The organism is Legionella busanensis (assembly GCF_900461525.1).
GTDB lineage: Bacteria > Pseudomonadota > Gammaproteobacteria > Legionellales > Legionellaceae > Legionella_C > Legionella_C busanensis.
Genome location: NZ_UGOD01000001.1, coordinates 168,384 through 195,381 on the forward strand (window position 1 = coordinate 168,384; position 26,998 = coordinate 195,381).

Here is a 26,998-nt window from a genome sequence, read left to right on the forward strand (position 1 = left end):
ATTAGGCCATAAATAATGGAGATAAAAATAGTATAACGGCCAAAAAGATTGCCGCATATTAAAATTAATAACTTTTATGAATTATTTGTTAAATGTGGTTTTTCTTCTTTAACATAGGCGTCAACATCAGGCTTAACTTTTTTTCCATGTTTAGTTACATGCATTTTAGTTAATTCCGCGCCAATAAAAAGGATTTGAGCTGTATAATAAACCCAAATTAGAATAATAATGAGTGAGCCTGCCGGGCCAAAAGCATTGGCAACATGACTTTGTCCTAAATAAATACCTAATAACGTCTTACCAATAGTAAATAAAACAGCTGTCCAAAACGCGCCCCAAATAACATCGCGCAGCGTTAATTCTACATCGGGTAGAATTTTAAAAATCATAGCAAATAAAAGAGTAATTACGGCTAATGAAATAGCAAAATTTAAACCCCAGGCAATTAAATCGCCTCCTGGTAATATGTGGCTTAGATAGTCACTCATAAAAGTAATTACAACGCTTAAAATCAGTGATACAAGCAATAAGAAAGCGACACCTAATACGATAGTAAATGATAAAAATCTATCTTTTATAATTCCCCATACACCGCGTCCTGGTTTAGGCTCAACACCCCAAATATAGTTTAAACCCATCTGTATTTGTCCAAATACTCCTGAGGTTGCAATAATTAAAAGAATAATACTTACAATTTGTGCTGTGATGCCAGAGCTAGGCTTACTAGCATTGACAATCATTGTTTGAATTAAATCAGCGCTATCTTTTCCTACTAATGAACGTATTTGATCAATTATTTGCCCTTGGGCTGCATCATGACTATAAACTAAACCTACTACCGAGGTACAAATAATTAAAAAAGGTGCTAATGCAAATGCAGTATAATAAGCTAGGGCGGCAGCAAAAACAGCAATACGATCTTCACTATAGTTTGCATAGAGATCTTTTAAGTAATTAATATATTTATTTGACATAATCTTCCCTTATAAACTTATTTTTTGCAGTATAGCGTCACTTAACTAAGCTTTATTGTGTAGTTTACTCAGCTCAGTTATATAATCGTATGTCCAATCCTTAGCTTTGTTTCACTTATACTTGTCTAGAGAATAATGGCCAGCGCTATACCTACTTCTATAAAAGCGAGTCCTTTATTTTTAAATTTAAGTTCGCATCCATTATTTATAATTTTTTCTATACTATTAAGTAGATAGTATGAAGTATAGTTTATTCTTAATTTTACATCTGTTAACAGTAGGACTAAACTTTAAAATAAATAATAACAAGGATGATACTATGAAAAAAAATCATTTATTTATAGGGACTTTTTATGCTGCTTTATTTGGCGCGCCATTATTGCTTGTAGGTTGTGATGCATTACCAAGTTTATGGGGCGATAACAATAGACCCTATTATTCAAATCCTAAAAATAATACTCACTATCGGAATAATTATAATTCTAATAGAAGAATGTCTAGAGATGAAACTAATCCTACTTATGGTTCATCGGTGAGGACTAAAGCAGCCAACACAACGACACATGCAGCAAGAGCAGCTACCTCTAATGACAATAATAATGCAGGGAGTTCTAGTGTAAGTTCTGCAGCAATGACTGCACCTAAAGCAAGCACTACAGCAGGAAGTTCGCTAGATTCGCCAGTAGTACCAACCATGACACCCGCAGTTCAGTAACTGTTAATAACCAGTATAATATCCTAGTAAGGAAAAAAATATTATACTGGTTGATTATTAAGAAAGATAAAATCTTAATTAGTGTAAATACAGTTAAAAATTTTAATAGTAGTAATAATTATGAATGAATTAAAACAAAAAGCCGCAGTAGCTGCCTTAGATTATGTAGAAGATAACAGTATCTTAGGTGTAGGGACAGGTTCGACAGTCAATTTTTTAATAGACGCGTTAGCAAAAATTAAACATCGTATTGATGCTTGTGTTTCAAGTTCTAAAGCAACTGAAACGCGCCTTAAAACAATTGGCATTCCCGTGATTGATTTAAATGTTGCTGGTGAACTACCACTTTACATTGATGGCGCAGATGAAGTAAATAAGCAAAGAGAAACAATTAAAGGTGGGGGTGGCGCTTTAACCCGTGAAAAGATTTTAGCCACAGCTGCTAGGCAGTTTATATGTATTGTTGATGACGCCAAAGTCGTTTCACACCTGGGTAAATTTCCTATTGCAGTTGAAGTATTACCTCTGGCCCGCAGTTTTGTAGCTCGTGAAATTGTAAAATTAGGGGGAGATCCCGTTTACCGCGAAGGCTTTATTACCGATAATGGTAATATTATTTTGGATATTTACAATTTAACTATCAATCAACCTCAAACGTTAGAAAAAGCAATTAAAATAATTCCCGGCGTAGTTGAAAATGGATTATTTGCTCAACGCTTAGCTGATAAAGTTATTGTTGCTAGCTTAAATGGGGTTACAACCTTCTAGAGGTAAAATTCTACTTCCTTAACGCAACAAGGTATTGTTGCGTGGATGAATTTATAAAAAGGATAGGTAGCCTGGTGCAGGCTTAAAGGGCCGAAACCCGGGGTTCACTTCGTTTCACCCAGGCTACTACTTTAGAAGAATTCACTTGCCTAATTTTACTTTAATCTGGCTGCGTGAAAACGTAAGTGATCTTCAATAAAACTAGCAATGAAATAGTAACTGTGATCATACCCCTCTTGCATACGTAAATTAAGCGTAACTTGAGCTTGCTTACAAGCTTTTTGCAATAGGTCTGGTTTTAATTGTTCTTCTAAAAAAGGATCTTGTGTTCCTTGATCAATTAAAATAACCTGATGAGGCCATCCTCTAGATGCGATTAATTCACAACCATCATATTGTTGCCAAATCGCTTTATCCGTTCCTAAGTAACCGGTGAATGCCTTTTGTCCCCAAGGGCATTGGCTTGGTGCACAGATAGGTGAAAAAGCAGAAACAGAACGATATTGTTTTGGATTCTTTAAAGCCAAGGTAAGCGCACCATGTCCTCCCATTGAATGACCAAAAATACCACAGGCTTTTTCATCAAGTGGGGCAAAGGTTTGCAAAAGCTTGGGTAACTCCTCTTGAACATAAGTAGCCATACGGTAATATGTTGACCATGGCATTTGGGTGGCATCAAGATAAAATCCTGCACCAACACCAAAATCATAATTGTCTTGATCATTGGGTAAATTAATACCGCGCGGGCTAGTATCGGGAACAACAAGAGCTAGACCTAGTTCAGCTGCAACTCGTTGTGCCCCTGCTTTAGTAATAAAATTTTGCTCATTACAGGTTAACCCTGAAAGCCAATATAAGACTGGCACTCTATGTTTAGCTGCTTGAGGCGGCAAAAAAAGTCCAAAACGCATGGTGCACTGCGTAGTTATAGATTGATGAGCATAAACCCGTTGCCATCCACCAAAACAAAAATGTTCTTCAATAAGTTCAACAGTCATTAAAATACGTCCTCAATATAAAAATTTAAAAAGTAACTACTGTACGAATTGATTTACCATGGTGCATTAAATCAAAAGCATCATTAATTTGCTCTATGGGCATAACATAGGTAATTAAATCATCAATATTAATTTTTCCATCCATATACCAATCAACAATTTTAGGTACGTCTGTACGTCCTCGGGCGCCCCCAAATGCTGAGCCTTTCCATACTCTACCCGTTACTAATTGAAAAGGTCGAGTAGATATTTCTTGGCCTGCGCCAGCGACGCCAATAATAGTGGAAACGCCCCAACCTTTATGACAGCATTCTAAAGCTTGACGCATTAAAGTAGTGTTTCCCACGCACTCAAAACTATAATCAGCGCCGCCTTTAGTGAGCTCAACAAGGTAGGCAACTAAATCTTTATTACCTATTTCTTTAGGATTTACAAAATCGGTCATTCCCATTTTTCTTGCTAATATCTGACGCTCTGGATTAATATCAACCCCAATAATCTGTTCTGCTCCAACTAAGCGTGCACCTTGAATAACATTCAGGCCAATACCACCTAAGCCGAAAACAACTACTTTAGAGCCAGGCGTAACTTTTGCTGTATAGATGACGGCACCAATGCCTGTAGTGACACCGCAACCGATATAACATACTTTCTCAAAAGGAGCATCCTCACGAATTTTTGCTACAGCTATCTCTGGCAATACTGTGTAGTTAGCAAAGGTTGATGTGCCCATATAATGAAATAATTTTTTACCATTTATACTAAAGCGACTAGTGCCATCGGGCATTAATCCTTGTCCTTGAGTACTACGTATTGCTTGACAAAGATTTGTTTTTTGAGAAAGACAATATTCACATTGACGACACTCCGGTGTGTATAAAGGAATAACATGATCACCAGGTTTTACAGAAGTGACACCCGTACCTACGTCGACTACAACGCCTGCTCCCTCGTGGCCTAAGATAGCTGGAAATAGCCCCTCGGGATCATCACCTGACAAAGTAAATAAATCTGTATGGCATACGCCTGTTGCTTTAATTTCTACCAGAACTTCTCCCGCTTTAGGGCCTTCAAGATCAACCATTTCAATCGTTAGTGGTTGTCCTGCTGCATGTGCTACAGCTGCTTTTACTTGCATTAATTTATCTCCACAAAATAGATATTTTAGGGTTAATTGTATTGAAACAATAAGAAAATCATATTTAAATTTCTAGAAATACATTAGATTTCTTGCACAACCTGTTTATTTACGCGATTACTATGTTAGAAGGTTTTCTCCGAGGCTCATTTATTCTATGAAAACTCTGCTCCTCAAAACCCTTGCGCCTTGCATCCAACTAAAATAAACAGGTTATGCGAGAGGCCTATTGTTATCCTTTAACATCGCTGATTCAAATGAACTGCTTGGCTATATATTACTTTACCTAAGTTTAAAATAATTTTTTCCAAAGCTTTAAATTTCTTAATCTTTCCTTAAGGTTTAACCATTATACTCCTAACAACAATTAAAAGGAGTTCTCATGCGAGTGTTAGTTGTTGAGGATAGTACTTTCAATGCGTTTTGCCTAACTCGCTTATTACAAGTGTTGTATACGCAAATCAATGTTACTGTAGTTAATGATAGTTTACAGGCATTAGCTTACTTACAAAATAGCATTCCTACCCTTATTATTTTAGATGGTGATTTAAAAGCATCCGATGGATTAGAGTGTAACGGTCCAGCTTTAGCTCATACGATTTGGTCTAATTATAAATATATTCCTATTATTGCTTGGACAAATTCAGAATCTATGCGTCAGGCATTTGCAGATGTTTTCCGCCAGCATAATAAACCCTTCCATGCTTATCATTGTTGGCAAAAAATTGTAAGTCCTGAACGTATTGCTCGGTCATTATCTTACTTAATTAAAGAAGACCAGAATTTTAGTAAAGAACAGATAAACGTCGATCATTTATATATTTAATATTGATCACCTAGATAGTAGAGCGCATTAAACTTAATGTGCTTCATCCCAATTTTTTCCCATCCCAATTGAAACTTGTAAAGGTACTACAAGCTCGACAGCATGTTCCATTAAGTGGTGAATTTCATTTTTTGCCCATTCTATAGCATCCTGCTGAATCTCAAACACTAATTCATCATGGACTTGCATGATCATACGTACACTTTTAGGATTAGATAGTGATGCGTGCCATTTAAAAACCGCAATCATGGCTTTTTTTATAATATCTGCCGCAGTACCTTGCATAGGCGCATTAATAGCCATACGTTCGGCAGCTCGTTGTCTACCTAAATTCCGTACATTAATATCAGGTAAGTATAAACGGCGGCCAAAAATTGTTTCTACATATCCTTGCGTATGTGCTTGCTGGCGCGTTCTTTCCATATAATCTAAAACGCCTGGATACCGCTGAAAATAACGCTCCATATAAAACTGAGCATCTTGTCGATCAATACCTAGCTGCTTAGCTAAGCCAAAGGCAGACATACCATATATTAATCCAAAGTTAACGGCCTTTGCTCGCCGTCTTTGTTCAGAGGTGACATCATCAAGTTTCACTTGAAAGATTTCACTGGCTGTAGCTGTATGAATATCCCAACCACTTGCAAATGCTTTTAAAAGGTTAGGATCTGCTGATAAATGCGCCATAATACGCAGCTCAATTTGTGAATAATCAGCTGCTAAAATAGTGTATTGCGGTGGCGCTATAAAAGCAGTACGAATTAGACGGCCTTCCTCACTTCTGATTGGAATGTTTTGTAAATTGGGCTCACTCGATGAAAGACGACCTGTTGCTGTAATGGCCTGGTTATAACAGGTATGAACACGCATAGTTTCGAGCTTAACTCGTTTAGGTAATGCATCAATATAAGTCGATACAAGTTTGCTTAAGCTACGATACTCTAAAATAATAGCGGGTAGCTTATAATTGTAAGCAAGTTCCTGTAATACTGATTCAGCTGTTGATGGTTGACCAGTAGGCGTTTTTGCCAGAATTGGTAAATTTAATTCATCGAAAAGAATTTCTTGTAATTGCTTAGGTGAATTTAAATTAAATGTACGCCCAGCAAGTTCAGTCGCTTCTTGTTCTAAAGTGACTAGCCTAGATTTAAGCCGTTGCCCATGTTTCTCTAAAGTAGGGATATCGATAAACACGCCTTGTCGTTCCATCTCAGCAAGTACTTGCAGTAAAGGCATTTCAATATCTTTAAATACAGTATCGAAAGGTGATTCTAATAGGGAACTAAGTTTATTATGAAGCGCTACAATGGTTATAATTTGACTTATTGAATAGGTAGCAGCTTTATTAAGGCTAATATAATTTAGTTGCTGTTGCTTGACTCCTTTCCCTACCACCTCTTCATAAGTAACTGTATTGCAACCTAAATACTTTAAAGCCAAGGTATTCAAATCGTGTTGCCCAATACTATTTAAAATATAGGATGCAAGCATAGTATCGAACTGGATACCGGATAAATGTATTCCATAATTTTTTAAAATATTATAATCATATTTTAAATTGTGCCCAATTTTACTTACTTTTTCATTCTCCAAAATAGATTTTAAAGAATTAAGAGTGGTATGCGGATTTAATTTTATCTCATTATCTTGATGAAGAAAGGGGATATATACGTTTTGCTTTTCATCTATAGCGAGCGATAAACCCACTATATCTGCATGAATAGAATTTGGATCAGTGGTTTCTGTTTTTATGTAAATTTGCGAACTAGATGCTAATAATTTTAAAAAATTATTTAATTCTGTTTCATTGTTAATGATATTTAAATCAGGCTGAAGGGTTTCTTGAGTAGGCTCTTGCAATTCCTTCGTTTCTAATAATTCTTTTAACCAAGATTTAAATTCTAACTCCTGTACCAGGCTAATTAACCTTTCCTTATCTTCTTCTTTAATTTTTAAATCGGTCAAGGTTAAAGGTAATTCTACATCTGTTTTTATAGTGACTAATTGTTTTGATAGAGGTAAGAAATCTAGACTTTTACGTAAATATTCCCCTATTTTACCAGTAATAAGATGGGAGTTTGCACATAAGTTATCTAAGTTTTCATATTGCTCCAGCCATTTAATGGCTGTCTTAGGTCCACATTTGGTAACACCCGGTATATTATCAGAGGTATCACCCACTAAGGTTAAGTAATCGATAAACTGCTCAGGCAGGACGCCAAATTTTTCCTTAATAGCGGCGCTGTCCATGACTTGGTTAGTCATGGTATTTATAATAGTTACATGTTCATTCACTAATTGCGCCATATCTTTATCACTTGTGGAAATGATAACTGGCTGACCTTGCTCTGTAGCTATCCGGGATAAAGTCCCAATAACATCATCAGCTTCAACGCCTTCAATGATTAATAGAGGCAATCCCATGGCGGTTAAAAGCTCAATTAACGGCGCAAATTGAACATATAAGTCAGGCGGCATTGCAATGCGATGCGCCTTGTATTCAGGGTATAAATCATTACGAAACGTTTTACCTTTGGCATCAAAAACAACCGCAACTTGTTCACATTGGTGATCTTTTATCAGGCGCCTAATCATGCTAACAACACCGTAAATAGCACCTGTTGGCTGACCCTTTGAGTTTGTTAAAAGAGGTAAGGCATGAAAAGCGCGAAAAAAGTAAGAAGACCCATCTATTAAAAGCAAAGAACTAGACATTATTCAGCAGCCTCATATTGCTCTAGGCGAGTACTTAGTTCATTTATTTTATCATTAAGTTGACGCAAATTCTTACGCATACTGGCAATACGAGTTACGCCTAATTCGTGTTCAATAGCTTTTTCTTTAGGTCTTGCCGGATTGCCTAAATATACATTACCTGCTTTAAGGTGTTTTTTAGGGGGTACACCAGCGCGTGCGCCGAGTATAACACCATCATCGATATGAACATGATCACTAACACCTACATTAGCTGCAAAAATAACATGATTACCGCTTACTGTACTACCAGCAATACCTGTAAAAGCACATAAAATATTATGTTGGCCAAGTTTAACAGAGTGTGCAACTTGAACAAGATTATCTATCTTTGTTCCTAAACCAATAACTGTTGCACCTAAAGTCGCGCGATCAATGACAGTATTTGCACCAATTTCCACATCATTTTCAATAATAACTTTACCTTTATGAGGAACTTTTAAATGATGGCCATTTATAAAGGTATAACCAAAACCATCTGAACCTACAACACTAGATGCATGAATAGATACACGCTCGCCAATTTCTGTTTCATCATAGATAGTAACATGAGAGTGTATAGTACTATCTTTACCAACAATCACATTTTTTCCAATACTTACATGACTTTTTAAAATACACTGATCACCAATGGTGGTACCTGATTCAATAGTTACATAAGGACCAATAAAAATATCTTTTCCAAGCTTAACATCTGGAGCAATGATGGCAGTAGGATGAATGCTTGCTACAGGTTTAGAATGAGGATAAAAGAAATCTAATAATTGAATAAACGCTTGAAAAGGATGCGCAACCTGAATAATAGGTTTGGCTGAATGTTGAACTTCAGGGTTAGTAAGGATTGCTACTGCTTCAGATTGCTCAGCTCGACGTAAATTATCAAAGCCATCAGCAAAAACGAGTGAGCCAGCAGTAATATTTTCAATTGGTGATAAAGAAGATACAATAATATCCTCACTACCAATAACTCTACCTTGCACTATATTCGCTATTTCATATAGAGAAATACTCATTCATTAACCTTCTAGTTTGCGCAAATGGATCGATTATAACGCGTTGCGGGATGACTTGCGAACCATGTTTTTAGATTTTTGTTTACTACATTAGGTATAAGACGCCTTTGACAGTTTAGAAGGAGGTCTAATGGTCTAATGTAAGAGACCTAATGTGGTTTTTAAATACCTCGCCTTAGTAACAAAGCAACATTAGCGCCTCCGAAAGCAAAATGATTGGATAAGGCTATATCAATTAACTTTCTTCTTGAATAATTAGCAACATAATCTAGATCGCAAGCTGGATCAGTTTCCGTTAAATTAATGGTGGGCAATAGAGTATCGTGTTGCAAACTCAGTGCTGTGGCAATAATTTCCATTGCTCCTGCAGCACCAATAGCGTGCCCTGTCATTGACTTTTGCGCTGTGATTGGAATTTCATAAGCTCGTTGGCCAAATACATTTTTTATTGTTTCTGTTTCTGTTAGATCATTTAATTGCGTCCCAGTGCCATGAGCATTGATATACTGAACATCATTTATTGAGAGTTTGGCATCATCAAGTGCTGAATGGATGGCTCTGACTTGGCCTTGACTACTTGGTGCTGTAACATGATAAGCATCACAGCTTGCTCCAAAGCCAATAATTTCTGCATAAATTTTAGCGCCTCTCGCTTTAGCATGCTTAAATTCTTCTAAGACTAAAACTCCTGCACCATCAGCCATTACCATACCACTGCGATGTTTAGAAAATGGGCTACAAGCGAGCTCTGGTTGCTCATTTTTAACAGACATTACTCGTAACTTACACCACGCTGCCATAATAGCTTCCCACAAAAGTGATTCTGTTCCTCCGCATATTGCAACGGCCATTCGGCCTTGCGCAATATGCTGATAAGCACTACCTATGGCTTCTGCTGAAGAAACACAAGCATTAGATATAGTAGAATTATGGCCACCTAAACCAAAAGCAATTGCAATATGATTTGCAATGGAATTAGGCATAGCACGTAAAACGCTTAAAGCTGGAATTTTTTTCCAACTTTGATTGAAAAAAAAGTCATAAGCCGCTGACTCTATTTCTGGTGTACCACCTAAACTTGTACCTATAAAAGTGCCTGCAGTTTGCAATTCTGTTGGAGTAAGGCCAGCTTGTATAAGGGCATTGTAAGCACAATAAAGAGCATACTGAATAGCTCGTGGATAACGCTTATATTTCTCTAGGGTTTCTATTCCTTCTAAAGAAAAATCAGTAATTTCTCCCCCAATTTGTGTAGGATAGGGGCTGGGATCATACCTCTGAATCCGTTTAATACCAGATTTTCCTTCAATAGCTGATTGCCAGAATGGCTGTAGACCATTGCCAATAGAAGATACAATGTCCATCCCCGTGATTACCACCCTTTTTTTCATTCCTTACCCTTAAGCTATACATGCAAGATAGAGGTTAGTGAGCTTAGCCAAATTAACAAAATAAATACTGCTATTTGGACATAACCTATTTTATTTAGCTCCCATTAAAACGCTTAAGCATTTACGGGCTAATATCCGTTTAATGACATCGTCAAGAGTTCATCTTCTGGATGTCAAAATCAAATTAAATTATGTACTTGCTAGATTTTGAAAGCAATACTCAGCAATTGTAATTACCATTCATTTAATATTTATAACTGCTATCTAAAAATAGACCTCTTTCCAAACTCGCTGCAAAGGCCAATTGCCGGGCTGCGGTAGTGCTCGAATCCTCATGTACTCTGTACACTGCGGTTCTGCGCGCTGGCGCAACCTGACACTTGACTCTCTGCAGCGAGTTTGGAAAGAGGTCTAATGAAATAAGAGGTCTAATAAAGCAAGGAAGGTAACAAATTTTGTAATTTAACTACGCTAATTGCCCAATAATCTTGTTTTTCTTGCACTTTAAAATGATACTTCTGATATAATTTTAGAGCTTTTTGATTACTTGCTTCAACACTTAGATCGATAGTTATTCTTCCCTTACTTAAGGCCTCATTAATACAATGCGCTAGTAATTCACTACCTAGCCCTTTTCTTTGATAAGAGGGAAGAATGGCGATATCTGAGAAATGAGCTATATCTGGCTTCCATTGAATATGTGCTTTGCCTATAGGTGTTTTATTCTTTAAAGCCAGTAATATAGTGTTTTTATTATCATTTAATAAGAGAGTAAAACGCTCAGTCATATTTTGATGGACAGAAAAGCAGGATGCGTCAATCGCACATAAGTCATTTAAGTCTGCTAAAGCTGCTTTACGTATAAATAATCGAGGATTATTAATTGATAGTAATTCATCACTGTGCCTTATCATACCGTATTCACTATGATGATAATTAAATCCTGATGCTTCCAACCATGGGAGTGCTGCAGATGCTGGAAAGGAAATAATAATATCATTCATATTCTTTTGTTTCAGCAATGACATAATTTGAGTGAAAAGCTTCGTTGCTATCCGTTGATTGCGGTAAGCAGGATCAATGAGTAAGCTTGCCTCACAAGCATGCTCATAAAAAAAATATAAAGCTAAAAATCCAATTAATTTATCGTTTTCATATAAAAGAATATTGCTTTCAGTTTCTCTTTTTTTTATTAAAATATCCTGATATAGCGTTGGCAATCCACCATCTTGAATTGCGCAAAGCAGAGCTAATTTATTTACATGTTCTAACTGGGTTGTACTTAGCTGACTATTACGTTTAAGCATAACAACTCTTAATGCAATTTAATTTAATTTAGCCTCTTTATCGAGTTCACGTATAAAAATTACTTTACAGATAACATTCGTTTAGCGACATAAAAGAGTCGTTGTCTCTTTCATGTCGAACTCATGTTAATTATATTTTCTTATTCAAAGATTAGGGGAAGATAATTATAATTTCCAGAAAAAACAGGATTTAATTTAAAAATGAAAATTAAGTACGGCAAAAATTATCTCAATTGTAATAAGTATAATAATAATAATTTCTAGATTATGGGAGTGGCGATTTTCTAAATAACTATTAAACATCTCAAAAATCTCATTGAGGGTATCTAAGCGATGATTAATAGCATTAACTCGGCGTTGAATATGTAAATAACGCTCAAGCATTGTATAATATTCTTCTAGAGTAGGGTGTTGCCAGAAATATTTAGGATGGTATAAAAAGTTGCTAATTAAGTTCATTTCACTTTTAGCACCTAAAATCTCACCAATAATTTGCCGAATCTGCATACGTGGTATTTGCATTTGTCCTGTTGTGGATAATGCTTGAATAACCGGCGAATATTTTTCAATTAATGCCTCAATAATTGTTTCAAAATATTGTAACTTTACTGACTGTGAAAAACCGTAAGATAAACTTAATTTAAGCTCATCACTATCCATATCTGCATCAAGAGATATGCAATCGACATCAAAAAAGCCGTGAGGTTCAATAGACGTTTTATCACTTACCCTGTAAGTAAATTCATCTCGCACCAAAACAGAAATTGGCCTAATTGCAAACTGACGAACCTTATCTAGATAAGGATCAACTTGATAGCGTTTAATCCCCCAAGTAACTACTGTTCCATTCTTAAAAGCGAAAATGGTTGAATTAGGTAGTTTGACTGGAGAAATTCTTAAAACATCTCGTGATCTAGTCGTCGGATAATAATTGGCTGAGGATTTGAAATAATGATCAAGACGAGTTAAATCAATTGAATTGGCAATGCAATAACTTAAGCACTCCATAACGACAAAAACCTTACACAATTTGACTCCTGATAAATACCTATTTATCAGGAGTAGTTTAAACTATCAAAATTATAGCTTAATTTATAATTAGCTACACGCTTTCTTCTTCTCTTACCGAAAAAGCCTTTTTTCTATCGGTAGCACCACTTAACCACTGAGGACAAACTTCTAGTACTTCAGCGATTTTATTTAACTGTTCGGAAGAAGGTAAAATTTGGCCAAAAATCATGCCGTTAGCAAGATGGCGAGTAACACCAAAGACTTTTGCAACTGCTTTTGTCTTTTCTGATATTTCTTCCGGAAAACCTAATAACGATAATTCCCGATTAAATCGCTGCGAGAACACTTTAGTATTCATTATTTCGCTCCATGAAATTAATTAATGATTACATCTACACCGGGTTAGTCCTAAACCGCCAATCCTTGACGTAATTAAAACTGTTATAACTTATTTTTTTTTTTAAGAAAAGGCTTTTCAATAAGCGTCAGTAAATATTTATTTATAGACGAAGAATAGAGAAAGCTACAAATTTAAAATTTAAACTAGTAATTAGCGGTATAATTGGTCGAATAGACTTCTTTCACAACTTTACTGCGAAAGAAGTCTATTATAGCCTAGCCGCTCAATAAAGATTTATTCTTCTTGGTACTATAAGCTAAAATAATTTAAATCTAGCTCTCTAGCTGCCTTAACGTCATCTAATCGTTTAACAGGTAATTGTACTGGTGCTTCTTTTAATAGTTGGGGTTGTTCTTCCGCTTCTCTGCGAATTGTTTTCATGCTGTTAACGAAAGCATCTAACTCTTCTTTGGACTCTGTTTCTGTTGGCTCAATGAGTAAGCATTCAGGTACAAGCAGAGGAAAGTAGGTGGTTGGCGCATGGAATCCATAATCTAATAAGCGCTTTGCCAAATCCATAGCAGTAATATTAAAGGACTTTTTCTCTTGACTTAAAGTTAAGACAAATTCATGGCTAGCTCGTCTTTGAGGATAAGCTGGGTTAAAGCCTACTTTGGTTAATGCTGCTAATAAATAATTAGCATTTAAAGTAGCAAATTCTGATACGCGTAATAATCCTTCTTTACCTAAAAGTCGAATATAAAAATAGGCACGTAGTAAAATACCTGCATTACCCATAAAACATGATAATCTACCAATACTTTGAGGATAATCTGCTTTAGTAGCCCATCGATAAGTTTCATTTTCCTTGATAACGACGGGTTGCGGTAGATAAGGTAATAAACGCTTACTTACTGCGACAGGCCCAGCGCCAGGCCCGCCACTTCCATGAGGGGTTGCGAAGGTTTTATGTAAATTTAAATGCATCACATCAAAACCCATATCGCCTGGACGTACACGCCCTAAAATAGCGTTTAAATTAGCACCGTCATAATAAAGTAAGCCACCTGCCTGATGCACAATCGCAGCAATTTCGGTAATTTGCCGCATAAATAGGCCTAAGGTCGATGGATTTGTTAGCATGATTCCAGCAGTTTTAGGACCAACTTTTTCTTTTAGTTGCTCTAAGTCAATATCACCATCTTTAGCAGTAGGAATTTCAACAATTTTAAAACCGCACATAACCGCTGAGGCTGGATTGGTACCATGTGCTGCATCAGGAATAATCATTTCATTACGCTGAGTATCGCCTCGAGATTGGTGATACGCTTTAATCATAGCAACACCTGCAAACTCGCCTTGTGAACCTGCCATCGGCGTTAAAGAGACACCACTCATGCCTGTAATTTCAAGTAAATAAGATTGCAATTGATAAATAATTCTTAAATAACCTTGACTGTCTTTTTCTGGCGCTAAAGGATGACGATTCACAAATCCTGCGATCGAGGCCGCTTTGTGCACCCCGCGTGGATTATATTTCATTGTGCAAGAGCCTAGCGGAATGAAGGTTGTGTCAATGGCATAATTTTTCTGTGATAAGCCCGTATAATGACGCACAACTTGTAATTCAGAACAACTAGGCAGCCGTGGAGGTGCTTTACGTAAAAACTGTTCTGGTATAGTTAGCGGCTGCTCTGCATTGGGTTTTGGGGCTTGGCTTAGTGCTTGTCGCCCAGCCTGAGAACGTTCAAATATTAACATAATATGCTCTCCGCTTCCTCAATAAATGGTTTCAAGCTTTCGCAATACATGACAGGCGAGAATTCTAAAAATTCATAATCCGCAATTTCAGCTAAATAATAGGGATCTTTCTTAAACACAGATTCAAGGTAGTCTTTGTTATTCGTTGCAGCGATAATAATACCACCTACGCGAGGTTTTATTGGTCCAGAGGCAATTAGCAAGCCTTGTTTATAATAATAATCTAGGAACTCACGGTGTGCTTGAAGATATTTATCAACTTCAGTTAAAGACGTTTTATAAGTTAATTGAATAATAAACATACAGTCTCACTTTAAAATGCTTTTTAATTCATCAATATAAAAATTAATCTCTTGTTCTGTGCGCATTTCTGTAGCACAGACAAGTAAGGTATTATTAAGTTCGGGGTAATGCGCTTGTATAGGATAGCCGCCATCAATACCACACGCTTTTAATTTATCCAGAATATTTTCTACGGGCGATTCAAATTGTAGTAATACCTCATGGAAATAAGGGGCTGTAAAAGCTTGCTTAACACCCTTTATTTGGGTAAGTCCTTTTACTAAGTTTAGGGTATTTCGATGACATTGTTCTGCAACTTGTTGTAGGCCAACAGGTCCAAGTAAACTCATATGAATTGTAGCTGCCGTTACTAATAGACCTTGGTTTGTACAAATATTAGAAGTGGCTTTTGCACGGCGAATGTGTTGCTCTCTAGCTTGTAAAGTTAAGCTAAAGCCTGTATTACCTTCTTTATCTAGTGTTTTACCAATTAAACGTCCTGGCATTTGTCGTACATGTTCAAGTCGAGAGCTAAAGAAGCCAAAATAAGGCCCGCCAGAAGCCATAGGTGCGCCTAAAGGTTGGCCTTCACCACAAACTATATCAACACCATGCGAGCCCCATCGGCCAGGTGGTTTTAAAAGGCCTAAGGAAATCGGGTTAACGCAAGCAATAGTAATAGCCTTATTATTTGCTGCCCAATCAGTTAATTCATCAACAGGCTCAAGACAGCCAAAAAAGTTTGGCTGCATAATAACTAGGGCTGTAATATCTTGATTGGTATATTTATCAACGTTAGCTAAAGATGTAGTACCGATTTTATAATCAAAAGGTAAGTTAATAATTTCAATATGTTGGTTACACGCAATTGTTTCAATAGTTGCTCGATAAAAGGGGTTTAGAGTACCTGCAACTAACACACGATTTGTTTTACTATATTTGTTAAGCCTAACAGCCATTAAAATGGCTTCGGCTACTGCAGTTGCTCCATCATATAAGGAGGCATTTGCTACTTCCATGCCTGTCAGCTCAGCAATCATCGTTTGAAATTCATAAAGCAGCTGCAAGGTACCCTGGCTTGCTTCAGCTTGATAGGGCGTGTAAGCAGTTAGAAATTCACCTCTACTTGCTATATCCCATACAGCGGCCGGAATATGATGGTCATAAGAGCCGGCGCCTAAAAAGCAAATACCGTTTTGATTCGCTTGAGCTAACTGAGATGCCTCTTTAAGCATTTGCATCTCATTGATGCCAGCGGGAAGATCTTTGAACCCTTCAAAGTGGAGTTGCTTAGGTATTTCATCAAATAATTCATCTGTACTAGTCACACCAATGGTTTCTAGCATTAGTTTGACATCTTCTTTTGTATGGGGAATGTAAGGCATAACTAATCTTCCTCAGCGATCTCAGTTTCGTATTGGTCTGCATCAAGTAAGTCACTCAAATCACTATTTTCATTTAAACGAAGTTTTACTAGCCAACCAGCGCCATGTGGATCAGTATTTACCAGAGCTGGATCATTAACGATCGCTTGATTAACCTCAATAACAGTCCCACTAACTGGCGCATAAAAATCGGATGCAGCTTTAACAGATTCTACCACACCTAGTTCGTCTCCAGCGCTAACTTCTGCACCTTCTTTGGGAAGATCAACAAAAACTAAATCGCCTAAAAGCGTTTGTGCATGATCGGTAATACCTATTAAGGCTTCATTGCCATCAATTTGGACCCATTCATGTGTGCGCGTAAATTTTAAATCTGACATCAACCTATCCCCTTAATTATAGAATTTAATTAGTATTTATTTTAGTTTGATATAGGCTTACCATTTCGAATAAATCTTGGTTTCGTTACTTGAGCTGAAACCTGTTTTCCTCGAATATCTACAAAGACTTCTTGTTGCGCTTCTATAGGCACCCGAGCAAGGGCAATGGATTTTCCTAATGTTGGCGAATAAGTACCACTAGTTATAATACCTTCATGCTGTGAATCAGGCATTATTACTCGTTGTCCTGTACGCATAATCCCTTTTTCATCAGTAATTAGGCCAACAAATTTACGTTTTATACCTTGTTGTTTTTGAAATAATAAAGCGCCCATGCCAATAAAATCCCGATCTTCGGGTTGCCATTTCACAGTCCAAGCTAGACCTGATTCAAGCGGTGTGGTTGTCTCGTCCATATCTTGGCCATATAAAAGCATGCCTGCTTCAAGCCTTAATGTATCCCGAGCCCCAAGGCCACAGGGTTTAACACCAACGCTTAATAAATCTGACCATAATTGATTAATTTCAGATGCAAGAACAATAATTTCTAGGCCATCCTCTCCTGTATATCCTGTCCGAGCGAAGAAAGAATTATCAACATCAACACATTCAAAATGAGTAAGCGTTGAAACAGCATCACTTTGCGCAGGACTTAAGACACGCATCGTTTTAGCTATAGCTTCAGGCCCTTGTACTGCGAGCATAGCTAGCTCTGTACGTTCTTGTAATCCTACGGCAAATCCTTCACTTTTCTTACGAATCCAGGCGAGATCTCTTTCTCGAGTTGCAGAATTAAGTACGATTCGGTAATTATCGGGAGCACGTTGATAAGCAATAAGATCATCGATAATGCCACCATGCTCATTACACATACAGCTATATAAAGCGCGGCCACTATGCTCTAATTGATCAACATCATTGGTCAGTAATTTGCGCAAGAACTGTCGTCCGCCTGCGCCTAAAATATCAATAATCGTCATGTGTGAGACATCAAACATGCCTGCGTCCGTGCGAACAATATGGTGCTCTTCTAATTGGGAACCATAATGTAAGGGCATTTCCCAGCCATGAAAATTAACCATTCTAGCCCTCGAATCCAAGTGACTAGCATGCAATGGTGTTTTTGCAATCATTTACTCCCTCGCTTCATACAACTTTTTATATTGATTATACCCTGATAGGTGCTTACTACAAGTGCAACATAAGGCTTATGTTAATCAGCTCACAGTGTTTTATTAAGATTGATAAATATATTTTATACAAAAATTATTGTATTTCCTTTAAGGATTTACCTATTAACTGCATAAAACAAGATTATTTGTATAAAACATTACTTCTTTACCTTCTAAATACGGGTAATTTATAAAAAATTTAATTATTGAAGGCTAAAATAGCTTATACTTTATAAATAACCTAACTTTATTAATAATAATCAAATTTTATGAGCCAGAGGCAGACTAAATGAGGTCATTATATGCAAGAGGTTACCGTAAAGTCTTGGGGAAGTCGTCTTAAGGACTCTCTTGCAGGTATTTTGCTTGGTTTTATTCTGATTGGAATTGCTATTTATCTTATTTTTTGGAATGAAAATCATAGCTTGATTATGGCACGTTCTTTATCAGAAGCATGTAAAGTATTAATCAGTGTTCCACCAAGTCCAATTGATAGCAAAAATAATTTAAGGGTGATTCATGTCTCTGGCCTTGCAACGACAAACAATGCCCTTCAAGATCCATTATTAAATACTAATTTAGTCGCTATTGCTTTAATTAGAAAAGTAGAAATGTATCAATGGCAACAAGAAGAAAAAACAAGAACTGAAAAGCAATTAGGTGGGTCTGAGCGTACTATTAAAAGTTATATCTATAATAAGATATGGTCAGAAAATTTAATTAATAGTTCGCAATTTAAAGAAAGCAATTATCAAAACCCAGGAAATATGCCTGTTCACTCTGCACGACAAGTGGCGTCCCATGTAACCCTAGGGGACTTCACTTTACCACCTGATTTAATAGAAAAAATTACTGCAACCACCCCTGTTGATTTATCTCAAGTTGATCTAGACAAGTTAAAAAAGCAATTTAACAAGCCCGTACAGCTCATTAATAATGAATTATATCTTGGACAGGATATGCAAAATCCACAAATAGGTGATTTACGCATTTCACTTTTAGCAGTTCTTCCGCAAGAGGTAAGTATTATTGCGCAGCAAATAGGTACAACATTACAAGCATATCATGCAAAAGCTGGGGAAGATGTATTACTTTTATCCCGTGGGCAAGTATCTCATGCCGGAATGATTAGAGAAGCTCAAGATGAAAATCGTATGACTATGTGGTCAATTAGATTTGTAACATTAGTTATGGTAGTTATAGGATTTGCTCTATTAATGCGTCCATTAGTTGTTTTAGCAGATGTCATCCCTTTTGTAGGAACTCTAATTGGTTTTGGTACAGGTTTAATTGCCTTAGTATTAGGAATTTGTTTATGGACCATTTTTTTAGCTATAGCTTGGTTTGCAACAAGGCCATTTTTTGCCCTAGGCTTATTAATAATTGTTATGCTTGTAATTTATTTACTTTGGAAATCAAGAGCTAATAAAATAAATGATAATGATAAAGCTAGTTCTGATATAAAATAGGACTTGTCAAATTTGTTAATTTAATCCATTGTATTTGATAAATTTTACAATATTTTTATTGGCATCTTTTTATACGATTATTGAGTTAAATTTCCGCTAGTTCTAAGCAGTAAATTGATTTTTAGTAGGTCCAATTTAAATAATCTATACTTATAAGGTAATTAAAAAAATAGATAGGATTAGTCGTTGTGTTAGGTGAATTCATTTCTTGGCGAGGCGCTGCTGATATTACTTGGTTATTATTATTGCTTCTATTACTTAAGCATTTTTGGCATGATAGGCAAACCCTCTTAAAAGCACGGACTTGGTTTTTAACTAAAGGACGGATTACTCGTTTTCTTTGGACTAGAGATGGTTATCACTTATGGCCCAAAATTGAGTACACCTATCAAGTTTATGATAAAGATTTCTTAGGTGAGTACTTCTTTCTCGATACATCTCATAATAATCCTAATAGTAAGTATTCTCGTAGAGTAGCGTATCGGGCCGCAGTGGCTTTTGAAAAAGATGAAGACATTGACGTTTTTTATAATCCAATTGACCCACAACAAGCAGTTTTAGATGTAAAAATCCCAACTAAGCTGAATTTTATTATTGTTTTATTAGCTTGCCTTATTTTGGTGCATTTGGGGATAATTGCCCGTCAGCTTTTTTAGAAGGCTGACATTCGCAAAGTGGCTCTATAACTTTTGCTTGCAATGCATTAATAGCCAATCCTCTTACACCCTGATTACTAGGAACTTGATTAAAATAAATAGTTACTTCAAGCGTTTGCTTTTGTTGAAATTGTGGATTTTTATAAACAACTAACAAAGGCATGGTTGCTTGCCACTGGTTTGTACTTAGCGCTTTAACTTCTGGCGGCATAGTAGCTACCGCACTAACAAAAAAATTATTTTTCATGACTGTTTCGGGGAGTTTAGATGCATTCAGGGCATCACTGTAAGCAGTCCAGCCTTGTGCTGTAAAATACTGAGCTATTTCACGCTGGCGTTGAATAAAGTTATTAAAGCTATAAGTATAAGTAGCTACAATAGCTTCATTTGCCCATACTGCAAGTTGCGTATTATCTGCATAAGTTATTAAAGGGCATAAAAGTAATAAAGTTTTAACGAATTTAAGAAACCGATACATAACTTAATCCTTGCCTTTAAATAAGAGCAGTTAATCAGCATACTCATACATAGATAATCACCAAGTTATTTGTTGATAATTAACTATTTGTGGTATCCTGCGTAAAAATAAGCAGAAAGTAAAATTATTATTCTTTATAAAGAGTATAATAACTAGGTAAATTGGAATTAACTTTAAAAAGTATTTTTTGTAATTGCAAGCAAAGGTCATTACAAATTAGTCTGAATATAATAATTAAATATAGACTTCTGCGAAAACCATTAGTGATAAGATTAGCCGTCAATGGCAGTTTTCGCAGAAGTCTAGTAAATTACTGCAGGATTAGCCACTATATTTATATATTCTTTATAAATGGCATTAAAATCGCTTTCTGAATTTTTATAAGCTTTATAACTGCTTAGAATGAAATTTGTTTGAATCTAATAACATTTGCAAAAAATCCTTCTTAAGGAAAACCATAATTAAACTTGTGTAATTTTGCAGTAAGTCTGTAAGTTAGAGATAATTTCTGTCTAATAATCAACAAGGGAGAAAAGGTTGGTACGCAATAATAACCCTTTTTATTTTGCTAACCGTGAAAATGTTAGCCGTTTTCTCAATCGCTGGGATCTATTATTACTAATTTTAATTTTATCTATTTTATTTTTATTAGGCTGGACTGGCCAACAGATGGCTGTTCCTTATCAACTTGGCGATCCTTTATCTATTTCATTAAGCCCTACTAAATTGCCATTTTATGCTGCGCGAACAGTGTTGCGTATGTTTATTGCTTTAATTTTGTCAATTTTATTCACTTTTATTGTAGGTACTTTAGCAAGTAAAAATAGAAGAGCTGAGCAAATTATCATTCCTGCTATTGATATTTTACAAGCTGTGCCTGTTTTAAGTTTTTTATCCATTACAGTAACAGGTTTTATCCATCTATTTCCTAATAGTTTATTAGGCCCAGAATGTGCGTCTATCTTTGCTATTTTTACAGCGCAAGTATGGAATATTACCTTTAGTTTTTATCAATCATTAAAGACTTTACCGGAAGATTTAAAAGAAGCAGCAGCAATGTTTCAACTATCTGCTTGGCAGCGATTTTGGAAAGTAGAAGTTCCGTTTTCTATGTCAAGTTTACTTTGGAATATGATGATCTCAATGTCGGCCAGTTGGTTTTTCGTTGTATTATCAGAGGCCATTGTCGTTGCTCATCAACAAATTCGCTTACCCGGCGTAGGATCTTATATTGCTGTCGCCATTGAACAACATAATTTAGCAGCTGTTGGTTATGCCATTTTAACCATGATTATTGTTATTTTCTTATATGATCAAATTCTTTTTAGGCCCCTTATTGCTTGGTCTGAAAAATTTAAAATAGAGCAAAGACCCGACGAAGAAGAGTATCAATCCTGGCTTATTGATTTAATTCGTGGTAGCCAATTAATGAAACGTCTAAGAAACAATGCTTCGATTATAAAAGAAAAATTTGTCAACGCGCGTTGGCTTAGTCAGGGGCCGCCTGTAAGTAAAGAAATTGATCTTCATCATCAAAGACGTCTCGATTGGATATGGAATAGTTTTGTTTTGTTAGGGATAGCGAGTGGCAGCTGGTTTTTATTAGAGTTTATTTTAGCTAAATTAAAATTTAGCGACATTTTATATGTTTTTGCTTTAGGCGCTGCGACAGGTACAAGGGTTATTATCTTAATTGTTTTAAGTTCGCTTATTTGGATTCCTGTTGGTGTATGGATTGGACTTAGGCCAAGAATTGCCCAAAAAATTCAACCAATTATTCAATTTGTGGCAGCATTTCCTGCTAATTTATTCTATCCTTTAATTGTTATTGCTATTGTTCGTTTTAATTTAAGTGTAGAAATTTGGGTAACCCCATTAATGATACTTGGTACTCAATGGTACATTTTATTTAATGTAATCGCAGGTGCTTCAGCTATTCCTCGCGATCTTTATCTTGCTGCAAATAATTTTGGTTTATCTGGTTGGCTTTGGTGGAAGCGATTAGCTTTACCAGGTATTTTCCCATTTTATATTACGGGTGCCATTACAGCAGCTGGCGGTGCTTGGAACGCAAGTATTGTTGCTGAATTAGTTAGTTGGGGCAATACTACTTTAAAAGCGACTGGCCTTGGCGAATATATTCAAGCAAGTACCTTAGCCGGTGATTTTCCTAGAATTGCTTTAGGTACTGGTATGATGTGTTTGTATGTACTTGCATTTAATCATTTATTGTGGCGCCCTTTATATCGTTTAGCACATGAGCGTTTTAATTTTAACTGAGGTTTTAATAGGCTTATGCCAAATGTAATTATTGAGTTAGAAAATTGCCGTAAATCATTTAAAAAAGCATCCAATCAAGAACTTTTAGTCCTTGAAGATGTTAATTTTAAATTGCGCGAAGGAGAAATTGTTGCCTTACTTGGTAAATCAGGTTCAGGTAAATCAACATTATTACGTATTATTGCAGGTTTAGTCCCTCCTTCAGCAGGTCGTGTTACTTATCGAGGCCAACCTGTTATTAAACCTGTTGCTGGAATTGCTATGGTTTTCCAATCCTTTGCGTTAATGCCTTGGTTAACGGTGTTGGAAAATGTAGAGCTAGGCTTAGAAGCACAAGGCGTTAATCGAGAAGAGCGCCGAAGACGTGCAATTGAAGCAATTGATATAATTGGTTTAGATGGTTTTGAATCAGCTTTTCCTAAAGAGTTATCAGGCGGTATGCGGCAAAGAGTGGGGTTTGCTAGAGCGCTAGTTATTAATCCAGATGTTTTATTAATGGACGAACCTTTTTCTGCTCTAGATGTTTTAACAGCAGAAAATTTAAAGTCGGATTTACTTAATTTATGGCAAGAAAAAAAGACTAATACTAATGGAATATTATTGGTTACTCATAATATTGAAGAAGCTGCAACGCTTGCTGATCGTATTATAATTTTTGGTAGTGATCCTGGGTACATTCGAGCAGAATTAAAAGTCTCTTTACCACAGCCACGTAACCCTGAGACTGCTGAATTTCAAGAGTTAGTTGATAAAATTTATACGGTAATGACAACAGGCCTACGTGAAAAAGCCAAACGTGCACAACGAGAACGCCAAATTGGTTTAGGTTACCGCTTACCGGATGTAGATCCATCGGAATTATCGGGGTTAATCGAAACAATGACGTCATTTAGCGAGCGCATTGACTTGCCTGAGCTTGCTGATGAATTAATGATGAATATTGATGATTTATTCCCCTTATTAGAGACATTAGAAATTTTAGGCTTTGCAAGAGTCTCAGACGGCGATATTCAACTGACAGAACTTGGCAGAGATTATGCAAATGCTGATCTGCAAACGCGTAAGAAAATATTTACTAAACGTTTATTAGATAAAGTTCCTCTAGCGCGTTATATTCGCCATGTTTTAGATGAAAAAGTTGGCCACCGGGTATCAGAAGAGCGTTTTCTAACTAAATTAGAAGATTACTTTACTGAAAAAGAAGCTGAGCGTGTTTTACGTACTATGATTGATTGGGGACGTTATGGCGAAATCTTCGCTTATGATTTTAACACCGGCGTTTTAAGCTTAGAGAACCCAGGAATATCTGACGAAAGATCAGAGTCAGTACACTAAAATTTATTTTGATTTGAGATAAAAATGGATGATTATAACCCCGTGGGCTTGTCAAAATTTGAACTTGATACCCCTTGCCTGGTAATAGATAAAAATAAGTTATTGTATAACTTACAGCTTATGCAGCAACATGTTTTAGCGCACAATATTCAAGTAAGACCGCATGTAAAAACACATAAATGCTCAAAATTAGCTACACTTCAGCTGCAATATGGGGCTATTGGTGTTAGTGCTGCCAAAGTTGCTGAAGCTGAGGTATTAATTGCTGCAGGTATTCATTCTATTTTAATTACATCGCCCGTTGTAACACCTAACAAAATAACAAGATTACTTAATTGTGTTAAACAAGCACCTGAAACCATGATTGTCGTTGATAATCAAAATAATGTAGCTACTTTAAATGCAGCAGCTCAAGCTCAGCAAATAAAAATTAATGTGTTAATAGATATTGATCCGGGTATAGGACGAACTGGAATAAAACCTGAAAAAGCGCTTGAATTAGGCAAGTATATTCAATCATGTCAAGGGTTAGAATTAAAAGGCTTACAATGCTATGCTGGTAATTTGCAACATATCAAATCTTATGAAGAGCGACGAAAATCCTCCTTAGAAGTGATGCAAATGGCAAGTAATTTAGTTAAAGAATTTAAGCAAAAAGGTCTACCTTGCGAAATTTTAACCGGTAGTGGCACGGGTACTTATGATATAGACATTGAAGCATCTGAGGTTACAGAAATTCAGCCAGGCTCTTATACCGTGATGGACGTAGATTATACTGTAATTGGTTCAAAAAAAGATCCTAATTGCTTCCATACTTTTCAACCAGCCATGACTTTATTAACTACTGTAATTAGTGCTAACAGAGCAGAACATGTTACTGTGGATGCCGGTACTAAATCTATTTATGTCGATAAGCACCAACCCAAAATTATAGTACCAAAAGGATTAAGTTATGACTGGGGCGGCTTTGGTGATGAGCATGGCAAGATAACAGCAATAGATGGCAAGCTTCCTAAGCTAGGTGACGTATTAGAGCTCATAGTGCCACACTGTGATCCGACTATTAATCTATTTGATAAATTTTTTATTTGTGAAAATGATCTAGTAGTCGATTGTTGGGATATTGATTTAAGAGGTAAGTCTCAGTAATAAGCGTAAGCGCAGGATAAGTAGGTTGGGCTAAGCATAGCGCAGCCCAATAGTTTCAATTATAAGGCATGTAGCCCATTCATAATTTGTTGGGCTACACTTCGTTTAGTCCCAACCTACGTTTGCTATGTAGGTGGAAATCTAGCGGAAACCATTAAGTTTAATAATTTAATATCATATTTTCGTGCTATTAATTATAAATGTTCCCTAATTTTTAAATACTATGAAATATTTTTTATTGTTTACAGGTAGTGATCAAAAATCTTATTTTAAAGAAGAATCTGCTCTGCCAGAAACAGAAGAGCCCTTAGGTTCTTATTCATCTAAAATTGAAGTTGATACCATGCGCTTTAGAACCTATCCGGCTGGAAAAGTTTTTCCTATGCATACAGCCCCAACTAAACAATTTATTATTTATCAAGAAGGTGAAGTTGAAGTAGAAGCAAGTGGTGGTGAAACTAAAATATTTAAAGCAGGTGATGTCTTATTTGCAACTGACACTACAGGTACAGGGCATATCTCACGCACGCTAACAGCAGGTCGAGCTATTATTATCACTGTAAAAGACGAATAGAAAAATAAATCTTTAAGGGCACTTCTATCTATTCCCTCTCCCCAAAAGCTTATCATCACTAATTGAATTTCTTGTGCGGGAGAGGAAGTAAATAGAAGTGCCCTTAAAGATTTTAAGGTAGCGCGTACAAAATAACTTAATAAACGTTATCTAGTTTAGTCTTAAATAAGCTAGCATTCGGCAAAAAGCTACTTTAAAGTAGCTTTAGTAATTTAAGAATTAGCTTTTTTGATTTGTTTGATTAACTAAAAAATTAAGAATTTTGACCAGCCTCTCTTCATTTTGTGCCATTTGCAAATCTGTTTTATATTGGCCATTAACGACAAAGGAAGGTACCACGTTAATATGATAAGCTGCCATTTTCGCATTACCTTTATTAATTTTCATATCGACAGTAGGCGAATGCATAAATGCACTTTCAGCGGTTTCTTTGTCTACCCCTTGCTTAACAAAGAAATTAATCATTGCTTGATTATTATTCAGAGAAGCTTTATCTACTTGAATCGCTTTAAATAAAAGAGGATTTAACTTATCACTTAGATTTAATAGTTCAGCAGTGTAGTAAGCTTTAGCATAATATGACCAGTCTTTATTAAAGACTACAGGTATGCGAATGAAGTGAATTTTACCATTTTGTTGTTTAACCCATTGATCTAAATTTGATTCAATGCGATAGCACCAAGGACAGCCAAAACTAAAAAACTCAGTAACCGTCACTTTAGTATTCTTTGTTGGGGCAGATTTTATAACTTCATAATCTTTCCCTATAACAAAGTTTTCTGCTTGGGCAAGTATAGGAAATAATAAAACAAGAACTAATAAACGTTTTAACATAACTTATT

Annotated in this window: 25 protein-coding genes; 9 read left to right on the forward strand and 16 right to left on the reverse strand. The window is 36.1% G+C overall.

Annotated features, from left to right (window positions below; genetic code table 11):
* Nucleotides 1-74: 74 nt before the first annotated feature.
* A complete protein-coding gene (locus DYH30_RS00795) occupies nt 75-974 on the reverse strand; it encodes a YihY/virulence factor BrkB family protein (protein WP_115329602.1) in 900 nt (299 codons plus the stop codon).
* 319 nt (nt 975-1,293) lie between these two features.
* Here DYH30_RS00795 and DYH30_RS00800 point away from each other — a divergent pair, with 319 nt between their 5' ends.
* Nucleotides 1,294-1,689: a hypothetical protein gene (locus tag DYH30_RS00800; protein WP_115329604.1), complete on the forward strand. Its 396-nt coding sequence runs from the start codon at nt 1,294-1,296 to the stop codon at nt 1,687-1,689.
* 120 nt (nt 1,690-1,809) lie between these two features.
* Entirely contained in the window at nt 1,810-2,457 is a 648-nt protein-coding gene (gene rpiA / locus DYH30_RS00805; RefSeq protein WP_115329606.1) for a ribose-5-phosphate isomerase RpiA, read from the forward strand.
* A 155-nt stretch (nt 2,458-2,612) separates the two neighbouring features.
* Here rpiA and fghA read toward each other — a convergent pair whose 3' ends face one another.
* Nucleotides 2,613-3,455 (reverse strand): S-formylglutathione hydrolase, encoded by an 843-nt coding sequence (fghA, locus tag DYH30_RS00810; RefSeq protein WP_115329608.1) that lies wholly within the window; start codon nt 3,453-3,455, stop codon nt 2,613-2,615.
* Between the two features lie 25 nt (nt 3,456-3,480).
* A complete protein-coding gene (locus tag DYH30_RS00815) occupies nt 3,481-4,593 on the reverse strand; it encodes an S-(hydroxymethyl)glutathione dehydrogenase/class III alcohol dehydrogenase (protein ID WP_115329611.1) in 1,113 nt (370 codons plus the stop codon).
* Nucleotides 4,594-4,975: 382 nt separating this feature from the next.
* Here DYH30_RS00815 and DYH30_RS00820 point away from each other — a divergent pair, with 382 nt between their 5' ends.
* Complete coding sequence (locus DYH30_RS00820) at nt 4,976-5,419, forward strand: response regulator (RefSeq protein WP_115329612.1); 444 nt, start codon at nt 4,976-4,978, stop codon at nt 5,417-5,419.
* A 33-nt stretch (nt 5,420-5,452) separates the two neighbouring features.
* Here DYH30_RS00820 and polA read toward each other — a convergent pair whose 3' ends face one another.
* The 11 genes from polA to gcvT all read right to left on the reverse strand — a co-directional run bounded on the left by polA (nt 5,453) and on the right by gcvT (nt 18,176).
* On the reverse strand, nt 5,453-8,134 hold the full coding sequence (gene polA, locus DYH30_RS00825) for a DNA polymerase I (protein ID WP_115329615.1): 2,682 nt from the start codon (nt 8,132-8,134) through the stop codon (nt 5,453-5,455).
* Complete coding sequence (lpxD, locus tag DYH30_RS00830; RefSeq protein WP_115329617.1) at nt 8,134-9,186, reverse strand: UDP-3-O-(3-hydroxymyristoyl)glucosamine N-acyltransferase; 1,053 nt, start codon at nt 9,184-9,186, stop codon at nt 8,134-8,136. Before lpxD ends, polA begins: the two co-directional genes overlap by 1 nt.
* Nucleotides 9,187-9,347: 161 nt before the next feature.
* Nucleotides 9,348-10,577, reverse strand: a complete 1,230-nt coding sequence (locus tag DYH30_RS00835; RefSeq protein ID WP_115329619.1) for a beta-ketoacyl-[acyl-carrier-protein] synthase family protein — start codon at nt 10,575-10,577, stop codon at nt 9,348-9,350.
* A gap of 428 nt (nt 10,578-11,005) precedes the next feature.
* Nucleotides 11,006-11,884: a GNAT family N-acetyltransferase gene (locus DYH30_RS00840; protein ID WP_115329621.1), complete on the reverse strand. Its 879-nt coding sequence runs from the start codon at nt 11,882-11,884 to the stop codon at nt 11,006-11,008.
* Nucleotides 11,885-12,079: 195 nt separating this feature from the next.
* Nucleotides 12,080-12,913 carry an RMD1 family protein gene (locus DYH30_RS00845; protein ID WP_242604695.1) on the reverse strand — a complete coding sequence of 278 codons (834 nt, stop codon included), beginning with the start codon at nt 12,911-12,913 and terminating at the stop codon, nt 12,080-12,082.
* A 73-nt stretch (nt 12,914-12,986) separates the two neighbouring features.
* On the reverse strand, nt 12,987-13,253 hold the full coding sequence (locus tag DYH30_RS00850; RefSeq protein WP_115329625.1) for a hypothetical protein: 267 nt from the start codon (nt 13,251-13,253) through the stop codon (nt 12,987-12,989).
* Nucleotides 13,254-13,544: 291 nt separating this feature from the next.
* On the reverse strand, nt 13,545-14,996 hold the full coding sequence (gcvPB, locus tag DYH30_RS00855) for an aminomethyl-transferring glycine dehydrogenase subunit GcvPB (RefSeq protein WP_115329627.1): 1,452 nt from the start codon (nt 14,994-14,996) through the stop codon (nt 13,545-13,547).
* Nucleotides 14,990-15,298, reverse strand: a complete 309-nt coding sequence (locus tag DYH30_RS00860; RefSeq protein ID WP_115329629.1) for a YciI family protein — start codon at nt 15,296-15,298, stop codon at nt 14,990-14,992. Before DYH30_RS00860 ends, gcvPB begins: the two co-directional genes overlap by 7 nt.
* 6 nt (nt 15,299-15,304) lie before the next feature.
* Nucleotides 15,305-16,663, reverse strand: coding sequence for an aminomethyl-transferring glycine dehydrogenase subunit GcvPA (gene gcvPA / locus DYH30_RS00865; RefSeq protein ID WP_115329630.1), 1,359 nt, complete (start codon nt 16,661-16,663; stop codon nt 15,305-15,307).
* A gap of 2 nt (nt 16,664-16,665) precedes the next feature.
* Complete coding sequence (gcvH, locus tag DYH30_RS00870; RefSeq protein WP_115329632.1) at nt 16,666-17,043, reverse strand: glycine cleavage system protein GcvH; 378 nt, start codon at nt 17,041-17,043, stop codon at nt 16,666-16,668.
* A 41-nt stretch (nt 17,044-17,084) separates the two neighbouring features.
* On the reverse strand, nt 17,085-18,176 hold the full coding sequence (gene gcvT / locus DYH30_RS00875) for a glycine cleavage system aminomethyltransferase GcvT (RefSeq protein WP_115329634.1): 1,092 nt from the start codon (nt 18,174-18,176) through the stop codon (nt 17,085-17,087).
* A gap of 341 nt (nt 18,177-18,517) precedes the next feature.
* Here gcvT and DYH30_RS00880 point away from each other — a divergent pair, with 341 nt between their 5' ends.
* Entirely contained in the window at nt 18,518-19,684 is a 1,167-nt protein-coding gene (locus tag DYH30_RS00880; protein WP_115329636.1) for a TMEM43 family protein, read from the forward strand.
* 188 nt (nt 19,685-19,872) lie between these two features.
* On the forward strand, nt 19,873-20,340 hold the full coding sequence (locus tag DYH30_RS00885; protein ID WP_242604696.1) for a DUF3592 domain-containing protein: 468 nt from the start codon (nt 19,873-19,875) through the stop codon (nt 20,338-20,340).
* Here DYH30_RS00885 and DYH30_RS00890 read toward each other — a convergent pair.
* A complete protein-coding gene (locus DYH30_RS00890) occupies nt 20,297-20,818 on the reverse strand; it encodes a DotI/IcmL family type IV secretion protein (protein ID WP_115329638.1) in 522 nt (173 codons plus the stop codon). The genes DYH30_RS00885 and DYH30_RS00890 overlap by 44 nt on opposite strands.
* 669 nt (nt 20,819-21,487) lie before the next feature.
* Between DYH30_RS00890 and DYH30_RS00895 the strand changes: the two genes are divergently transcribed.
* From DYH30_RS00895 to DYH30_RS00910, 4 genes are all read left to right on the forward strand, one after another.
* Entirely contained in the window at nt 21,488-23,098 is a 1,611-nt protein-coding gene (locus tag DYH30_RS00895; RefSeq protein WP_423202825.1) for an ABC transporter permease, read from the forward strand.
* A gap of 15 nt (nt 23,099-23,113) precedes the next feature.
* Entirely contained in the window at nt 23,114-24,433 is a 1,320-nt protein-coding gene (locus tag DYH30_RS00900) for an ABC transporter ATP-binding protein (RefSeq protein WP_115329643.1), read from the forward strand.
* A 24-nt stretch (nt 24,434-24,457) separates the two neighbouring features.
* A complete protein-coding gene (locus DYH30_RS00905; RefSeq protein ID WP_115329645.1) occupies nt 24,458-25,582 on the forward strand; it encodes a DSD1 family PLP-dependent enzyme in 1,125 nt (374 codons plus the stop codon).
* A 223-nt stretch (nt 25,583-25,805) separates the two neighbouring features.
* Complete coding sequence (locus DYH30_RS00910) at nt 25,806-26,156, forward strand: cupin domain-containing protein (RefSeq protein ID WP_115329646.1); 351 nt, start codon at nt 25,806-25,808, stop codon at nt 26,154-26,156.
* Between the two features lie 219 nt (nt 26,157-26,375).
* Here the strand turns inward: DYH30_RS00910 and DYH30_RS00915 are convergent, their stop codons facing one another.
* Nucleotides 26,376-26,990: a thiol:disulfide interchange protein DsbA/DsbL gene (locus DYH30_RS00915; protein WP_115329649.1), complete on the reverse strand. Its 615-nt coding sequence runs from the start codon at nt 26,988-26,990 to the stop codon at nt 26,376-26,378.
* Between the last annotated feature and the right edge of the window lie 8 nt (nt 26,991-26,998).

Excerpts from the sequence above, each read along its gene's own strand:
- gcvT (WP_115329634.1), bottom strand. The coding sequence starts at position 18,176 with ATGATTGCAAAAACACCATTGCATGCTAGTCACTTGGATTCGAGGGCT.
- DYH30_RS00880 (WP_115329636.1), top strand. The coding sequence starts at position 18,518 with ATGCAAGAGGTTACCGTAAAGTCTTGGGGAAGTCGTCTTAAGGACTCT.
- gcvPA (WP_115329630.1), bottom strand. The coding sequence starts at position 16,663 with ATGCCTTACATTCCCCATACAAAAGAAGATGTCAAACTAATGCTAGAA.
- polA (WP_115329615.1), bottom strand. The coding sequence starts at position 8,134 with ATGTCTAGTTCTTTGCTTTTAATAGATGGGTCTTCTTACTTTTTTCGC.
- DYH30_RS00815 (WP_115329611.1), bottom strand. The coding sequence starts at position 4,593 with ATGCAAGTAAAAGCAGCTGTAGCACATGCAGCAGGACAACCACTAACG.
- fghA (WP_115329608.1), bottom strand. The coding sequence starts at position 3,455 with ATGACTGTTGAACTTATTGAAGAACATTTTTGTTTTGGTGGATGGCAA.
- DYH30_RS00795 (WP_115329602.1), bottom strand. The coding sequence starts at position 974 with ATGTCAAATAAATATATTAATTACTTAAAAGATCTCTATGCAAACTAT.
- DYH30_RS00900 (WP_115329643.1), top strand. The coding sequence starts at position 23,114 with ATGCCAAATGTAATTATTGAGTTAGAAAATTGCCGTAAATCATTTAAA.
- DYH30_RS00850 (WP_115329625.1), bottom strand. The coding sequence starts at position 13,253 with ATGAATACTAAAGTGTTCTCGCAGCGATTTAATCGGGAATTATCGTTA.
- DYH30_RS00840 (WP_115329621.1), bottom strand. The coding sequence starts at position 11,884 with ATGCTTAAACGTAATAGTCAGCTAAGTACAACCCAGTTAGAACATGTA.
- gcvH (WP_115329632.1), bottom strand. The coding sequence starts at position 17,043 with ATGTCAGATTTAAAATTTACGCGCACACATGAATGGGTCCAAATTGAT.
- DYH30_RS00915 (WP_115329649.1), bottom strand. The coding sequence starts at position 26,990 with ATGTTAAAACGTTTATTAGTTCTTGTTTTATTATTTCCTATACTTGCC.
- rpiA (WP_115329606.1), top strand. The coding sequence starts at position 1,810 with ATGAATGAATTAAAACAAAAAGCCGCAGTAGCTGCCTTAGATTATGTA.
- gcvPB (WP_115329627.1), bottom strand. The coding sequence starts at position 14,996 with ATGTTAATATTTGAACGTTCTCAGGCTGGGCGACAAGCACTAAGCCAA.
- DYH30_RS00835 (WP_115329619.1), bottom strand. The coding sequence starts at position 10,577 with ATGAAAAAAAGGGTGGTAATCACGGGGATGGACATTGTATCTTCTATT.
- lpxD (WP_115329617.1), bottom strand. The coding sequence starts at position 9,186 with ATGAGTATTTCTCTATATGAAATAGCGAATATAGTGCAAGGTAGAGTT.
- DYH30_RS00820 (WP_115329612.1), top strand. The coding sequence starts at position 4,976 with ATGCGAGTGTTAGTTGTTGAGGATAGTACTTTCAATGCGTTTTGCCTA.
- DYH30_RS00905 (WP_115329645.1), top strand. The coding sequence starts at position 24,458 with ATGGATGATTATAACCCCGTGGGCTTGTCAAAATTTGAACTTGATACC.
- DYH30_RS00860 (WP_115329629.1), bottom strand. The coding sequence starts at position 15,298 with ATGTTTATTATTCAATTAACTTATAAAACGTCTTTAACTGAAGTTGAT.
- DYH30_RS00910 (WP_115329646.1), top strand. The coding sequence starts at position 25,806 with ATGAAATATTTTTTATTGTTTACAGGTAGTGATCAAAAATCTTATTTT.
- DYH30_RS00800 (WP_115329604.1), top strand. The coding sequence starts at position 1,294 with ATGAAAAAAAATCATTTATTTATAGGGACTTTTTATGCTGCTTTATTT.
- DYH30_RS00890 (WP_115329638.1), bottom strand. The coding sequence starts at position 20,818 with ATGTATCGGTTTCTTAAATTCGTTAAAACTTTATTACTTTTATGCCCT.
- DYH30_RS00895 (WP_423202825.1), top strand. The coding sequence starts at position 21,488 with ATGGCTGTTCCTTATCAACTTGGCGATCCTTTATCTATTTCATTAAGC.